This is a genomic window from Candidatus Hodarchaeum mangrovi, assembly GCF_975850365.1.
Genome location: NZ_CDLCQJ010000084.1, coordinates 1 through 14,229, shown reverse-complemented (window position 1 = coordinate 14,229; position 14,229 = coordinate 1). Strand labels below are relative to the sequence as shown.

16 protein-coding genes are annotated in these 14,229 nt (G+C 33.3%); 10 read left to right on the top strand and 6 right to left on the bottom strand.

The genetic code is table 11. The annotated features are described in order from the left end of the window. Positions 1-87: 87 nt before the first annotated feature. Complete coding sequence (locus ACWVCY_RS08000; RefSeq protein ID WP_455141859.1) at positions 88-426, bottom strand: ArsR/SmtB family transcription factor; 339 nt, start codon at positions 424-426, stop codon at positions 88-90. A gap of 118 nt (positions 427-544) precedes the next feature. Here ACWVCY_RS08000 and pdo point away from each other — a divergent pair, with 118 nt between their 5' ends. Beyond that, positions 545-1,201: a protein disulfide oxidoreductase gene (gene pdo, locus ACWVCY_RS07995; RefSeq protein WP_455141857.1), complete on the top strand. Its 657-nt coding sequence runs from the start codon at positions 545-547 to the stop codon at positions 1,199-1,201. 34 nt (positions 1,202-1,235) lie between these two features. Next, entirely contained in the window at positions 1,236-1,826 is a 591-nt protein-coding gene (locus tag ACWVCY_RS07990) for a thioredoxin family protein (protein WP_455141855.1), read from the top strand. A 125-nt stretch (positions 1,827-1,951) separates the two neighbouring features. Here the strand turns inward: ACWVCY_RS07990 and ACWVCY_RS07985 are convergent, their stop codons facing one another. Beyond that, positions 1,952-3,334, bottom strand: a complete 1,383-nt coding sequence (locus ACWVCY_RS07985; RefSeq protein WP_455141854.1) for a TldD/PmbA family protein — start codon at positions 3,332-3,334, stop codon at positions 1,952-1,954. A 10-nt stretch (positions 3,335-3,344) separates the two neighbouring features. Next, entirely contained in the window at positions 3,345-4,763 is a 1,419-nt protein-coding gene (locus ACWVCY_RS07980; RefSeq protein WP_455141852.1) for a TldD/PmbA family protein, read from the bottom strand. 158 nt (positions 4,764-4,921) lie between these two features. On the opposite strand from ACWVCY_RS07980, the gene ACWVCY_RS07975 reads away from it, so the two are divergent. Next, entirely contained in the window at positions 4,922-5,983 is a 1,062-nt protein-coding gene (locus ACWVCY_RS07975; RefSeq protein ID WP_455141850.1) for a YeeE/YedE family protein, read from the top strand. Between the two features lie 15 nt (positions 5,984-5,998). Further along, positions 5,999-6,724 carry a glycosyltransferase family 2 protein gene (locus tag ACWVCY_RS07970; RefSeq protein WP_455141848.1) on the top strand — a complete coding sequence of 242 codons (726 nt, stop codon included), beginning with the start codon at positions 5,999-6,001 and terminating at the stop codon, positions 6,722-6,724. Here ACWVCY_RS07970 and ACWVCY_RS07965 read toward each other — a convergent pair. After that, on the bottom strand, positions 6,717-7,169 hold the full coding sequence (locus ACWVCY_RS07965) for a DinB family protein (protein ID WP_455141846.1): 453 nt from the start codon (positions 7,167-7,169) through the stop codon (positions 6,717-6,719). The genes ACWVCY_RS07970 and ACWVCY_RS07965 overlap by 8 nt on opposite strands. A 103-nt stretch (positions 7,170-7,272) precedes the next feature. On the opposite strand from ACWVCY_RS07965, the gene ACWVCY_RS07960 reads away from it, so the two are divergent. From ACWVCY_RS07960 to ACWVCY_RS07945, 4 genes are read left to right on the top strand one after another with little or no spacing between them, the layout of a single operon-like run. After that, positions 7,273-8,046 (top strand): TIGR04282 family arsenosugar biosynthesis glycosyltransferase, encoded by a 774-nt coding sequence (locus tag ACWVCY_RS07960; protein WP_455141844.1) that lies wholly within the window; start codon positions 7,273-7,275, stop codon positions 8,044-8,046. A 31-nt stretch (positions 8,047-8,077) separates the two neighbouring features. Next, the gene (locus ACWVCY_RS07955) at positions 8,078-9,508 is read left to right on the top strand and encodes a glycosyltransferase family 2 protein (RefSeq protein ID WP_455141843.1); all 1,431 of its coding nucleotides are present in this window, start codon (positions 8,078-8,080) and stop codon (positions 9,506-9,508) included. Between the two features lie 9 nt (positions 9,509-9,517). Continuing rightward, positions 9,518-10,864, top strand: a complete 1,347-nt coding sequence (locus tag ACWVCY_RS07950; RefSeq protein WP_455141841.1) for a hypothetical protein — start codon at positions 9,518-9,520, stop codon at positions 10,862-10,864. A 1-nt stretch (position 10,865) separates the two neighbouring features. After that, a complete protein-coding gene (locus ACWVCY_RS07945; protein WP_455141839.1) occupies positions 10,866-11,159 on the top strand; it encodes a TIGR04076 family protein in 294 nt (97 codons plus the stop codon). A 27-nt stretch (positions 11,160-11,186) separates the two neighbouring features. Here the strand turns inward: ACWVCY_RS07945 and ACWVCY_RS07940 are convergent, their stop codons facing one another. Further along, the gene (locus tag ACWVCY_RS07940) at positions 11,187-11,690 is read right to left on the bottom strand and encodes a TQO small subunit DoxD (RefSeq protein WP_455141837.1); all 504 of its coding nucleotides are present in this window, start codon (positions 11,688-11,690) and stop codon (positions 11,187-11,189) included. Positions 11,691-11,773: 83 nt separating this feature from the next. Beyond that, positions 11,774-12,256: a hypothetical protein gene (locus ACWVCY_RS07935; protein WP_455141835.1), complete on the bottom strand. Its 483-nt coding sequence runs from the start codon at positions 12,254-12,256 to the stop codon at positions 11,774-11,776. A gap of 103 nt (positions 12,257-12,359) precedes the next feature. Between ACWVCY_RS07935 and ACWVCY_RS07930 the strand changes: the two genes are divergently transcribed. Both ACWVCY_RS07930 and ACWVCY_RS07925 read left to right on the top strand, forming a co-directional pair. Continuing rightward, positions 12,360-13,157, top strand: coding sequence for a class I SAM-dependent methyltransferase (locus ACWVCY_RS07930; RefSeq protein WP_455141833.1), 798 nt, complete (start codon positions 12,360-12,362; stop codon positions 13,155-13,157). 10 nt (positions 13,158-13,167) lie between these two features. Continuing rightward, positions 13,168-14,229: radical SAM/SPASM domain-containing protein (locus tag ACWVCY_RS07925; RefSeq protein ID WP_455141831.1), on the top strand; the 1,062-nt coding region annotated here is incomplete at its 3' end.

Here is a 14,229-nt window from a genome sequence, read left to right as displayed (position 1 = left end):
GAATTACCAAAATATTAGTAAAACTAAAGTTCGTTTAGATTATCTTACGAAGCTACCTATCATATAAATAATTAATAAAAACCTCTTTTATTCTGATTCGATCACATGCTGTTCTTTGATCATTTCCTCGACAATCCTACAAATTTTGAGGATTTTAAGGTCAGCTAAAGAATAATATACTTCGTTATGCTCGCGTCTTGTATTTACAACACCTTTATCCCTTAAAACCTTTAAATGTTGGGATATAAAAGGCTGACGCTCCTTAGTTAATTCCTGAATTGTATTAACATTCTTTTCTCCATCCTTAAGGAGATAAAGTAACTTTAATCGAAATGGATGCGTTAAAGACTGGCAAAGATTGGCCTGTAATTCTAAAAGACTATCTTCTCCACCGTTCAAGTCCATTTCTGTCAATTCAAAGCTCATATTACCACTAATTAGCATATTGTAAAAAAGCTATATAACGTTTCTTGTAATATTCAAAAAGAGGAATACTTTTAAATACACAATCAAAATTCTAATCAAGATTCTTGGAGAACTTATTATGTCTGAAGAAGTAGTACGCATTGAAGAAAAAATTTTAAATGAAGTTAGAGAAATGTTTAATGACTTAACCTCTGAAGTAACACTACATATGTTCACAAAGAGTGGTCACTGTTTATTATGTAATGAAACCCTATCATTAGTAAAACAAGTGGCAAAACAATCAGATAAAATAAAACTTGAACACTGTGAATGTGATATAACAAGCGAAAAAGCTCAGGAATGGAAGATAAAACGACATCCCGCTGTTGCTGTTGAAGGAAAAGGAAAAGGGTTAGTTCGCTTTTATGGTATACCATCAGGATATGAATTTGGTACTTTAATAGAAACAATTCTGTTAGCTGGACAAGAAGATCGTATAAAACTTGATCCGACTGTAATAGAAGAAGTAGAAAATCTTGATAAACCTGTTCATCTCCAAGTATTTGTAACACCAACATGTCCATACTGTCCACGGGCTGTATTAACGGCATTTCAATTTGCGATGCTCAATGAAAATATTATTGCTGATATGATCGAAGCTACTGAATTTCAAGAACTTTCCATGAAATACAGAGTACAGGGTGTTCCAAAGACTATTGTAAATGATGAATGGGATATTGTAGGAGCTGTACCAGAAAGAATGTTATTGGAAAAAATAAAAGAGGCAGTTTCATAAACCTCTTCCCTTTATATTCTAAAAGTGATTGCCCATGATTGAAAGAATTACCAAGGAATTCTATGAAACAGGACTTACATTTGAAGAGTTCGTTAGAGAAGGAACAACTGATGAAAAAGATCGAATGATGTTATATTATCGAAAAAGCGAGAGGAAATTTGAAAAGCATGAATTTCAAATTGATAACAAGAACCAAATCAATTTATTAGTTGTTGCAGCAACTTGGTGTTGGGATACTCAAACAAATATTCCAATTCTCGCAAAAATTGCTGAAAATAGTCCAAATATTTCGATGAAGATTTTTAATAAAAATAAATATCCATTTCTCATTACTCAGGTTAATGGAGGAGAAAAAGTGCCTCAAGTATTAGTATTTACCAAGGATTTCTACTATATAGATCGTTGGGTTGAACGAACTACAAAAGCATATCAATTATATGGACAACTTCGAGAGGAACTAGGATGGAAAATTGACAAGAGTGATTTTTCAAAAGAATTTAGAAAAAAATACCTGAAAATCCAAAAAGAAATAGAAGAGTCTTTTATTGAAGAAATTCGTCGAATCTTAATACGAGCAGATGCTATACAAATGTCTACTTTAAGATTTGCAGAAGAAATTTGTTAGACTCTCCCTCATATATTAATCAATAAAACATCTTATTTTCAGGGAGAAGAGTGTTTTTCCTTGAATTCTCATAATTTGGGTTGATAAAAAAAAATTATCCCCATTCCATAAGGTAAAACATCTTTCTATTGAGTTGCTGTTGTAATTCGACAATTTTTTACCCTTATAGTTGGAATAAATGTAGGGACTTCGACTTCCCACCATTTCACTTGAACACGATCCTTTCCCATTGCATCGATATTTGCAAATTGACGCAATAGATTATCGCTAATTCTAAAATTTTTAATAGGAACCCCGAGTTCGCCATTCTCGACTAAAAACGAGGCATCACGAGGGATTGTACTATAATCAGTCGAAATTCTACTTGTATAGCGTGTATACCAATTACAGCTTACAAAAACTGTAGGATTCTCACTTTGAAGAAGTTCCTCCAAAGAATGATCTCCATTATTGAATATTCTGTTTGTAGGAGTTGGAGCCAGAAATTTACTTCCAATACCAATATCCAACAAATTACTGTTACCTGTAGTTTGTCCACCCATTATTTTTGATGTTGAAGTATTATGTATTAAATTAACTAGTACTCCATCTTTTATTATAGGGGTATTTTGATGAGGTGTACCTTCAATATCAAATTGTTCTGAAGCTAATCCGTCCTTAAACAAGCCGTTATCATCTACATTAACAAATTCTGGTGCTAATTTTTCGCCCATTTTGTCTCCCAATGCACTCAATCCCATCATAATTGCAACAGGATTAGCCATATCTGGGATTATTCCAAGAAGATTAGCAGCAACAGTAGGAGTCATAACTATGTCATAGATTCCCGGTTTAGCCTGAACTGCATTCTTATGTAATTTGGAAAAAGTTCCAGCGCGAGTCGCAGCCATTAAAAGTTCTTTTTCTGCCATACTGGGGATTCGACCACAGGATAAACCCTGACCAGAAGCATCTAATTCATCTTGAAACGCTCGTACAGTTAAATTAAAAAAAGTTGTTTCATCCTGTCCATATGGACCCAATGAACTCTTTAAAATGCTGTATGTCTCCCCAAACAAGTATGAACCAGCTACACGTGTGGCACCTGCTTCACAGGCAGCATTAATACATGCAATGATATGTTCAGGTGCTTTTTCACGATATTGATCAATAGTTGAATCATAACCTTCTATTATTACTGGATAGCTTGGAACTGTGTTTTCCTCTACTCCTTGAAAAAACGGACTTGGAGACATCTTACGAGCAAATTCTGCCAACGATTTAATTTGATTTTTAATATAAGCTTCATTGGAAGGAGAAAATTCACCTGTCGCAACAAAATTTTTATCAACAACAAGAAAGACTTCGAGAACATTTGTATGCCACTGTTTGTTAATATCAATATTATTCTGAGAAAAACGAATCTGGTTATGTATTTTCTCCAATCCACGAACAATAACCACATCAAGTCCTAGTTTTTCCCCAAATTCCACAGCTTTTTCAACATAAGAATGTAGTGATTCACTCATGATTTTTCACCTATCCTAACCTGATCCCTCGCATACGTATCATTCCACCCCCTGCATGAACTGGAACTCCTTGGCCAGGGTCACTCTTGCCACAAATTCCAGGAAAATCAAAGTTTAAATCCTTCGATACGCCATCAATGGATGAAAAAAGTCCGATTGAAGTAAGCTCCATGACAGGTCTTCTTATCATTTTCTCAGTGATTTCTCCTTTTTTAATTTCATAACATTCAAAGCCTACATATTTTGATTGGTATCTTCTATCATCTATATTCCATTCCGTGAATGATAACATATAGACCCCAGAGGACACGTCCTCTATTAATTCTTCAGGAGTGAAATTGCCAGGTTTCATAAAAGTATTTGCCATTCGAATAATTGGTTCACGGTTATAATCAGCTGCCCGAGCTGCTGCATTAGAAGCTAATCCAAATTTCACACCAAATTCTCGATTTAATAGGGGTTCATTTATAACCCCTTTCTTGACCAAAACTCTTTCTCGCGCTTTAACACCCTCATCATCATATAAATAATAACCGCCTGTTTCAGGAATGGTAGGATCTTCAAGAATAGTCACATATTCAGATCCTACTCGAGATTCTCTAAGTTTTAAATCACGCCAGAAACTCTCTCCAGCCTGAGCCCCCTCACGACCTTTAATTCGATCTCCTTCGGATGGATGTCCACAATTCTCATGACATATAATACCGACAACCTCAGGTCCTACAACGAAGTCGGTTTTTCCTGTTAATTTATGGTCTGATTGAGCTGCAACTTTAGCAATACGTGTACAATAATTTTCATATTCTTTTAACCAAGTTTTAGTTCCTTCCCAGCCTGTACTTCGTGTTAAGTCAACCATCTTCTGTTCAGAGTCTAACAATCCTTTAGCTGTTAATATTCCGAAGAATTTCAACATAGATAAGGATGCATCAATTTTTGTACCCTCAGAAGTAATAATATATTTATTTAATTCCTGAGCTTCGAAAATATTTGCCCTAGTGCTAATATTTTGGCTTTCGGCTACTTTATCCATCTCAACAAGAAGGTCTAGCATTCTATCAGTAGTTACATCAGAAATTTTCTCTTTTACTGGAATCCCCCATTTTGCTACATTCGATACTGGACTCCCAAAATTGATTTTATCTTTTGGATTAGATGTTCGCGCCATTTTAATGCCTGTGTCAATAGCTTTCTTGATAGTCTTACGGTTGAATATATCATCAACTGAAACAAAAGCTAATCCTCCGTTAACTAGGACACGAAAACCAATACCTTGCCAAGGAAGAGTAGAACCACTTAGAATATTCCCATTTTGAAGGAAAAAAACGGTTTTTGTGCCATCAATTAATCTTGCTTCAGCATATTGAACATCATTCTGCTGTGCATATTCTAATCCAAAATCTGCTTGATCTATGCTAGCTTCGGTCATATTCATCATCTTATTTAATGAAATTTAGCATAAAATTAAATATGGTTTTTTAAAAAATGTTTCAATAAATATATGTTGAGATCAAATTATTTGAAATTAGAGCTAAGAGCTTTGTTAGAAACCTATAATGAATTTATAAAATAGAAATTGGTGTCAAAATGTCTTTATTTCTATTCGATATATTATTAGCGATCTTGATTGGCATATTTACGGGAATCGTTCTCCAAAGGGGTCGAGTATGTTCAAATACTGCCTTTCGTAATTTACTCATAATCAATAATAAAGAAATAGCATTTGTATTCCTTATTGCTGTTTTAATTGAAATTATTGGTTATCAAATTTTAGTATTTATTCCTAATTTTTCTTTCCAGTCAAATCCAATCCCTTTTTCTATTCTCTTAGTACCAATTGGAGGATTCATCTTTGGATTGGGTACAGTTTTTGCTGGAGGATGTGCAGGAGGTACATGTTATAGAATAGGAGAAGGATCCATAAAATCATTCTTAGCTTTCATTGGTTTTGCCTTTGGAATTGGATTAAGCATTATCGATCCTTTTAATTCTATAATTACTGATATTCGGATAAAATCAATTTGGATAAATAATGAAGGTGTTCCAAGCCTTGAAAACTTTTTCCCTAGGGAAATCTGGACATTCACTGCAATTTTAATTCTTTTAGGGATTTTTTTGTACATAAGACAAACAAAAAGTCAACTAAATCATCTACTTCCTAAATGGAGTCCAATTATGTCTGGTACGCTTCTTGGTATCCTTGGAACAGCTGCACGTGCTTCATCCACTCTTGCGAATAGAAATTTTGGATTTTCAACAACAGATGGAATTGGAGAAGTTGTCAAATTCAGCTTTGGAATTATTAATCTTTTACCCCTTGAAGGCCTTGGATGGGCAGGAATATTCGTAATTGGTTTAATACTAGGATCCTTTATTTCTTCTGTTGAATTAAAAGAATTTAGGTTAAAAATTCCAAATCTTATAGAAATTGGACGATATTTGGGAGGAGGATTCCTTCTAGGTTTAGGTGCAATATTGGCATTAGGATGCAATTTCGGTCATATTTTAGGAGGTATTCCAGAATTAGGTATATCTTCAATAGTCGCACTTATATTTATGATACTAGGTAATTGGAGCGGATCCTATCTTATTTATATACGATTTAAACAAATGCTTCCACAATCAACTCCACAAATATCTAAAAATTAATAATGGTAATAAATCGTGATAAAACCTCTTTCTAATCTTCATATAATTATTCCTGCTAGAAATGAGGAGCATTCACTACCCAAATTAATTCCTCAATTGAAAAAGACTATAAAAAATATCTTAATAGTTGATAATAATTCGATAGATGATACTTTCAGAATCGCTAAAGAAGCAGGAGTAGATGTAATCAGAGAAACTAAAGTGGGTTATGGATCAGCATGTCTAGCAGGCATAAGATACCTTAATCAACTTAGTCAAAAACCAAAGTTTGTTTGCTTCTTTGATGGAGATGGTCAAAGCCATATAAACGACATAAAAAGGGTAGCGACACCTGTTTTATCAAATGTAACCGTATACTGTCAAGGGTCAAGGATGATTCCATTGAAATCTAAAAAATCGCTTACTCCTCTTGCACAAGTTGCTAATAAGATTTTTTCTATTATTTTATTATTATCCTTTCAACAAAAAATAACTGATTTAGGTCCATTGAGAGTAATGACTTGGGAATTCTTGAAATCATTAGAAATGAAATCGAAAGGGTATGGGTGGACAATTGAAATGTCATCTAAACTTCTCAAGATGAGAGTTCCTCATCTAGAAATTCCTGTTCAATATCACCAACGCAAAGAAGGGAAAAGTAAGATATCTGGTCAAATGAGCACATCAATAAAGGCTGCTATTGCTATGCTATTAACTTATTTAAAAGTTATATTTTTTTGGAAACCAAACAAAATTAAATAATATAGGGAATTTTAGCAGGTTCAACATCAAGAAGTCGCAAATAAACAAGCAATTGGCCCCGATGTTGAATACTATGTTCAAGCATCTCAAGTAGGATTTCAAATCCCGAAGCAGGTCTATTAAATTCACTGAAGTGTTCTTCAAGGAGTGAAGGAGATAAATCATTTAAGTAACTTCTTACACGGCTTGAAACGGATCTATATAACTCTTGAATGTCTTTAGATGAGGGATAAGAATCTAAATCATATGGTAAAACTTCCCAGACCTTGCTAGTTAAACCTCTAGAGTAGTACTCTAAGGATCGGATCATATGCAAGACAATTTCTCCGAATTTTCTTCCATTTTCAACAGGTTGGCTTGTAATATCAATTGTTGTTAATTGATCTATTATTAATGCCGTTTCATCAAGATGTCTGTTAATCGCTGATTTTAAAAATGAAAGCATTGGTTTAGAATCTCCGTCTTTAGATTAAATTCTATATATAATTCTTAAAAATCTTTACTTATAGAAATCATAACAAATCTATTTACCAATTTAGGTGTTAATATTGAAAAGTGGAAAAACTCTAGGGATTATAATCTTTACAAAAGTTCCTCAACCTGGATTTGTAAAAACAAGACTTGTACATAAAGATTTAAACTCCCAATTCAATTCAAAACTTCAAGAAGCCATGTTAAAAGATACTCTTCTTAACATACATTCATTTGTAAACGAAACAGTTGTAATCCTAGCATTTTATCCTCGTGAAAAAAGGAAAATCCTTCAGGAAAGAATTATTAAGCCTCTTAATCAAATTTATCCTGAATTCATTAATAGAATCAAAATTATTCCACAAGAAGGGGAGGATATTGGATCTCGTTTCGCATTTTCTTTTAATTATGCATTCAAATGTTTAAAACTTAGATCAGCTATAATAATAGGATCAGATACTCCACATCTTCAACCTAACATTATTTCTTCTGCTTTCAAAATTTTACAAGAAAATTTCAAGAATTCGGTAATTGGTCCTTCTCAAAACGGAGGATTTTACCTTCTAGGGATTAATGAAAGTAATTCTCTTTCATTAGATAAAATTTTTACGTATTACACAACATATAACGAGCTAGGGAATGCTATAGATCTTTTAATTCGAGAAACAGAAGTTTATATTCTCCCTGAGGTAACAGATATTGATTGTTTTGAGAATCTGAAATCCGTAAGAGAATTGATCCATCTTTATTCAATTGCGTCAAGCGTAAGGAAGAATTATTATTTTCCTAGTTACACGTACGAAGTGATCAACTCACTTCCTTTAAAAATTTGGAGAGAAGGTATGGAATAATGTCATTGATTCTCTTGATTGAGGAGATTGGATGTTAAATCATCTAGGACTTACACTTTGGATAATTAGTGGTATTTTTTTCTTTTTTAGCACATTATACTATTTTTTAGAACTGATACCTGCTTATATTAAACACCGAAAAGTCTACCTTAATCCAATAATATTAACAGATCATGAATTAAAAGATCGGTTTAAAAATACTCATCATAAATTTCCCAGAATAAAATTTCAAATCACAACCAGAGGAAATGAAGTACATGTAGTTAAGAGAGGAATTAAGAGTATTTTTGAAGTTTCAAAATCAAATCTTCTATTTAAAAACCACTTTGAACTACTCATTGTTACTGAAGAATATTCAGAAAAGGAGATTTTTTGTCGATACTTTGATGAACTTGGTATCGAATTTCCATCTGAAACAATCATTGTCCCTTCTAATTATAAAACAAAAAATAATACTTATTATAAGGCTCGTAGTCTTCAATATTCTATTGAGTATCGAAAATCGAAAAAATCATCTATTAATAACCATCCAACTTATATCTTTTATTTTGACGCGGAATCGACGATAGATGATATTGAATTTAGGCGAGTATTACAAACTGTAATAAATAGTCCAAATAAACGAATTCTTGAAGGACCCATTGTTTATCCACATCGATATTTTGAATCAAATCTAATAAGTCGTCAAATGGAAGCATCTAGACCCTTCAATTGTCATCATTGTGTTCAGGTCATGAATTACCCCCCGCCACTGCATTTACATGGATCTAATCTACTTATAGAGGAGAAAGTTATAGAAGAAATCGGTTGGGATTATGGAACGATAGCAAACAAACCTTTACTTGCTGAAGACCTAATATTTGGATTAATTGCTTATTCTAAGTACGGGGGAGAGGTATTTGGTTGGCATGGGGGTAGATTATTAGAACAACCACCACTTACCATAAAGTCTTCAGTGAAAGCAAGAATAAGATGGATAACGGGAACTTGGCAAGCATTAAAACTTCTGAGAACTCGAGAAGAATACATATCCTTAATATGGAAAAAAAAGATGAAAATTCAATTTCGTATCCGATTAAGGATCATTACTCATTCATTAAGTTTTTTTGCCGCTATTTTTGTCATATTCAATGGAGTGGTATTTTTATTTCCTTCCTTCTTTGCTTTTCTAAGTGTAGATCAAATTATGTCCTCCTCCTCCTTTCAAGTCTTCCAGTTTTTTTTAACAAGGTTCATTTTTCTACCTGGTACATTATTCTGGATCTTTGGGATCATTATTGGCTCATCAAAAAACCTTGAGGTCATTCCGAATTTAAGTAGGTCAGCTAAATTTTTTGAACAAATAAAACTTCTTTTGGTAACCCCATTGGCGGGAACCATTGAATCATTTTCGGCCCTCTATGCAACAATTAGATGGATTATTGGCAAACCACACATTTCGTGGGCTGTAACGAAAAAGTAGGAATGAAGCATGATAGAAATCGCTAGTAGTGAAAAAAAAGCTATAAATCTTCTAATCATTGGAATTTCATTTCTCTTCTCGTTTCTCTTACTTATCAGTCTTACTCATCTAAATCGAAGCTCCAATAAATTACAGTCTTTATTCTTAATACCATTTGGATTCTACTTATTAGGAATTTATGTCTCTAAAACTGTTCAGATTGAACAGAGAAAATACCTATTTACTATTATTTTAATTGCTCTGCTAGTTCAAATTTCCTTACTTCTCACAGAAATCTCACTATCAGATGATATATATCGTTTTTTTCTTGAAGGATGGGCGGTTAATCAAGGATTAAATCCCTATCACACACCAATAGGGAATCTAAGCTCAATTTTGCCAAATCCTGAATTATTGGAGAAAGCAAATCATATTAATGTTACTTCTCCATATCCTCCTTTAGCATTACTTATTTTTGCGATTTTATCTTTTTTCACCGAATCTATCAATATTTTCCGATTAACCTTCTCAGGAGCTTTTCTCCTATCAATTATTGCCATGTATAAAATTCTCCCTCTTAATCATCAATGGAAAATAATAATCTACGCATGGAATCCACTTCTTCATATGGAAACTGCAAATGGAGTACACTTTGAACCATTAATTATTTTACCAATTATAGTTGCTGTATGGGCTTTAGAAAGAGAACATAAGTCATTTGCATCTATTCTTTTTTTACTAGCGTTTCTATTAAAATATTTTGCCATCTTCTTATTTCCAATCTTCTGGAAAAGATTAGACAATGTTGGGAGGGGGATAATCATAATAGGAAGTATTTTTTACATTTTATGGGCTTTAATTGATCCTCAGCTTTATACTGGACTACTTGTCTATGCCACAGATTGGTATTTCAATGCAAGCATTTTCTGGATTATTTTTCAATTGAATATGGATATTCAAACCTCAAAAATTATTGCAGGACTTATATTTTTAATATTAATCGTTCTCCTAACAAAACAAGCAAATAAAAGTACGATATTACCTTATAAACAGGCTTATTTAATAATTGGTGCATTTATTTTACTGCAACCAACATTTCATCCTTGGTATATTTTTTGGATTTTTCCTTTCATTCTTTTAGATAATGAAAAGATTAATTTGAGTTGGATAATCCTTACAGGGTCGCTTATCCTATCCTACCATGTTTATATCCAATTTGATTCTCTTAATATATGGTTAGAAAATGATTGGATTCGTATTCTAGAATTTGTACCATTCTATGTTATATTAATTGGGGAACATTGGAGATGGTTTACTAATAAAATACATTTAATCTTTCGGAAATTTAATCAAAGTCCTTATTTAATGGGAAATTAAGATGAAATACTTGAGAATAAAACTAATTAAAAAAATGGGAAAATGTCCACATAATGTTGGTGATGAATGGACCCTCCCATATGCTTTGATGAGACCAGAAGGTTTATGTAATGACGCGCATTATGCTATGACCCCTTATCTTTCAATGGCAGCATCTGGAGGACAATCTTGGGAAGAAGATGGTGTTTGGAGGATACATTGCCCCTCTAAGACAGGAGTGATCTTCGAAATTACTCCAATTAATGAGAAGAATCATAAATGGCCAGAGGATTCCTCTTGGGCAAAGAAAAGATAATAGGAAGTAAAAAAATCTCATTGAAGTTTAAATCACGAAAAGCATGACTTTTTGAGGTATCTTTTCTTTCAACCAAAAATCAATTCCGTACCACTTTCCTGCACTGACTAATGCACATGTAATAAATCCAATAAACAATAATCCATATGTCCAAGGCCAATCCACTCCCAAAGCACCTAGTGCAAGAATTATGGTTGATCCAGCACCAATAAGAGAGCCTAAACGAGTAAAAATCCCAAACATTAAGCTGAGAGAAATAAATAGTTCTAAAAAAAACCAAGTTAGACCAAAAAGCGATGCATTGGGAAAGACAATATTCCTGATTACTGAATCAAAGGGAGTGATTACATGATCAGGATGATCAATAAAGTAACTAACCGTATCAATAAAGCCTGAACGAGAAAATGCTCCTTTCGCTAAGTTACTTAACCATGTTGTAAAAAATGACATACCTAGAGTAAAACGAATTAAAACTAAATATCCTCCAGAGATTTTTTCTTCATGCATTTCATGTATTATTTTTCTTGACATTTTGATTCCTCAAACGATATCCATTTTTATTCTTTTATATCGAAAAAAACTCTTAAAACTTTTCTTTCTGGTTCCTAATACTCCTATATTAATTTCTTTAATAAATTTGGCAGATTTTTATCTATTAACTTACTATCTACCCCAAAATAAATTCCAGGATGTGTAAAAAGCAGAAGAAATAGCGTAACAAGAGCCACAGACCATGGAATAACTAAATCTATCAGAGAGATTCCTACACCGGCCATACCAATTGCAAATCCAATAAATGTGGCCAAAAATGCTCCACCACGAGCTAATGTTCCTGTTAACAGACTAATAGAAGCTAAAAACTCAATAATGACTATGAATAAGAAAACCAAAAACCAATTTGTAACAGCTATCTGCATTATTATATCAGGGATTAATGGGAGACCCTGTGACATCTCAGTAACTCGTGCTTCAAAATTTCCGAAGTTAGGTAATAAAATCCTCCTCAATACTGTCCCAAACCAGATAATTCCTGTAATGCTTCTTAAAAGCACGATTAACTTCATGTTTTTACTTATTCTTGAGTTTATGAGAGGCATTTCTATCACGCTTAACATAATTCGAAGATGAAGCTTTTAAAAATCTATCATTCTGAACTAACTTAATCTTACATTTGGTTAAAAAGTCGGAAGTATCTAGTCAATGAGTTATAATTATGATTTCACAGTAAAAGATGTATCCGACGCATATGATGGAGCAGTTGGTACTTTATGGGAGTTTCTAATGGGAGAACACATCCATGTGGGAGGGGAAAAGGAAACAATTAGGCTAGCTGATAAACTTGGCATTAGAGAGAACAATTATGTTTTGGATGTATGTTCAGCTTTAGGTGGACCAGCAAGATATTTAGCAAAGAGGTATAAAGCGAAAGTATTAGGTATAGATATTACTGGTACAATGTTGAAAAAAGCAATAGAACGAACAGCTATTGCTGGTCTTGCTGATAGGATTGAATATCGAAGAGGAAATGCTCTTGATCTTCCTGTAAAAAGTAATTTAATGGACTTTGTTTGGGGCCAGGATGCTTGGTGTTATGTTACTAGTAAACCTCGTTTAATTTCTGAAGTAGCTCGAGTCTGTAAAAGAGGGGGAAAAATTGGATTTACCGATTGGATTTTGGGAAAAACTTCCTTTAGTACAAAGAGCGAAGCTGATTCCTTATTTGAGTTTATGATCTTTCCAAATCTTGAGACAATGCAAGGTTATAGTAATTTATTAGAGATTAATGGGTGTAAGCTAATTGAGGCTGAAGATTTACAAAATGATTTTGCTAGTCATCTGAAGTTTTATTTAAAAAAGATTGATGACTTAAAAGATACAATATTAAAGATGTTTGGAGAAGAAATGTATAATATTACTAGAACAGGAGTAAAAGGTTGGGCTCAAGCAGCTAAGGAAGGAAAAGTAAGTCGGGGACTTTGGATAGCAAAAAAACTCTAACGGTGAAAAAATGCTGGGTGATGAACCTAATTCGGCCTTTTTACATGGAGGGATGGCAAGTGAGGCAAAAATTCAGAAAGAATACTTCGAAAAAGGACTTATCTATACTCTTCAAATAGAATCAACTTTAAAATGCTCCCAAGGATGTTCTTATTGCTATGCTCGATCGACTCCAGAAAGTCCAGAACTTCTTCCAACCAAAGACATTAAAAAAATTTTACAAGATGCTGCACAAATAAAAGTTCGATGCATTGATTGGTTAGGCGGTGATCCTTTAGTTAGAGTAGATTGGGACGACTTAATGCACTATGCCCAGAATTTAGGCTTAATCAACAATATTTGGTCTTCTGGTATTCCCTTAAAAGACATTAAAACGGCTAAAAAAGCCATTGAAGTGACCCAGAATGGAGGTTTTATCTCTATTCATCTTGACTCATTAGATACAGAGGTTTATCAGAGGTTACATCGGTATCAAGTAAAAGAAAACATTGAAGCAATTCTTACTGGATTAGAGAATTTAATTTCTTTAGGAAAATCATCAGATGAACTGTGGAATTGTATTACTTTGACACAACCCGTTGCATCAACTGACGTTTACAAGACAATGGAGTGGTTTTGGAAAGAAAAAGGTATCCGTACAGTCTTAACTCTCTACAATCCTGTCGCAAGCTCTGATCCGAGAAATTTAGTACCCTCAAATGAGCTCATTCAAAAAGCCTACAAGGGACGGGATGAAATTCTTTATAATGATAATCTCTCTTTCTCAACAATGGATGTTTCGAAATTTTATTGTGGTAGTATGATCTGTATCACTAATGATGGATATTATACACCATGTAGTGTTATAAGAACACAAGAATTTGGTAATTATAAAACTATTAATTTAATTCAACTGTTAGCACAAAATCCTGGGGATATTTTGATGATGAAATTACGTGACCCATCGAATTTACCAGGTGCTTGTTCAAATTGTTCCAATAATGATATTTGCTTTGGATGCCGATCAAATGCTCATTATTATAATAATGACATGTTTGGTTGTGATCCAATGTGTCAAAAATGCATTGATGGT

What these genes read in the sequence shown, in the direction of transcription:
- ACWVCY_RS08000 (WP_455141859.1), bottom strand. Translation starts at nt 426, where the DNA reads ATGAGCTTTGAATTGACAGAAATGGACTTGAACGGTGGAGAAGATAGT.
- pdo (WP_455141857.1), top strand. Translation starts at nt 545, where the DNA reads ATGTCTGAAGAAGTAGTACGCATTGAAGAAAAAATTTTAAATGAAGTT.
- ACWVCY_RS07990 (WP_455141855.1), top strand. Translation starts at nt 1,236, where the DNA reads ATGATTGAAAGAATTACCAAGGAATTCTATGAAACAGGACTTACATTT.
- ACWVCY_RS07985 (WP_455141854.1), bottom strand. Translation starts at nt 3,334, where the DNA reads ATGAGTGAATCACTACATTCTTATGTTGAAAAAGCTGTGGAATTTGGG.
- ACWVCY_RS07980 (WP_455141852.1), bottom strand. Translation starts at nt 4,763, where the DNA reads ATGACCGAAGCTAGCATAGATCAAGCAGATTTTGGATTAGAATATGCA.
- ACWVCY_RS07975 (WP_455141850.1), top strand. Translation starts at nt 4,922, where the DNA reads ATGTCTTTATTTCTATTCGATATATTATTAGCGATCTTGATTGGCATA.
- ACWVCY_RS07965 (WP_455141846.1), bottom strand. Translation starts at nt 7,169, where the DNA reads ATGCTTTCATTTTTAAAATCAGCGATTAACAGACATCTTGATGAAACG.
- ACWVCY_RS07955 (WP_455141843.1), top strand. Translation starts at nt 8,078, where the DNA reads ATGTTAAATCATCTAGGACTTACACTTTGGATAATTAGTGGTATTTTT.
- ACWVCY_RS07950 (WP_455141841.1), top strand. Translation starts at nt 9,518, where the DNA reads ATGATAGAAATCGCTAGTAGTGAAAAAAAAGCTATAAATCTTCTAATC.
- ACWVCY_RS07945 (WP_455141839.1), top strand. Translation starts at nt 10,866, where the DNA reads ATGAAATACTTGAGAATAAAACTAATTAAAAAAATGGGAAAATGTCCA.
- ACWVCY_RS07940 (WP_455141837.1), bottom strand. Translation starts at nt 11,690, where the DNA reads ATGTCAAGAAAAATAATACATGAAATGCATGAAGAAAAAATCTCTGGA.
- ACWVCY_RS07935 (WP_455141835.1), bottom strand. Translation starts at nt 12,256, where the DNA reads ATGCCTCTCATAAACTCAAGAATAAGTAAAAACATGAAGTTAATCGTG.
- ACWVCY_RS07930 (WP_455141833.1), top strand. Translation starts at nt 12,360, where the DNA reads ATGAGTTATAATTATGATTTCACAGTAAAAGATGTATCCGACGCATAT.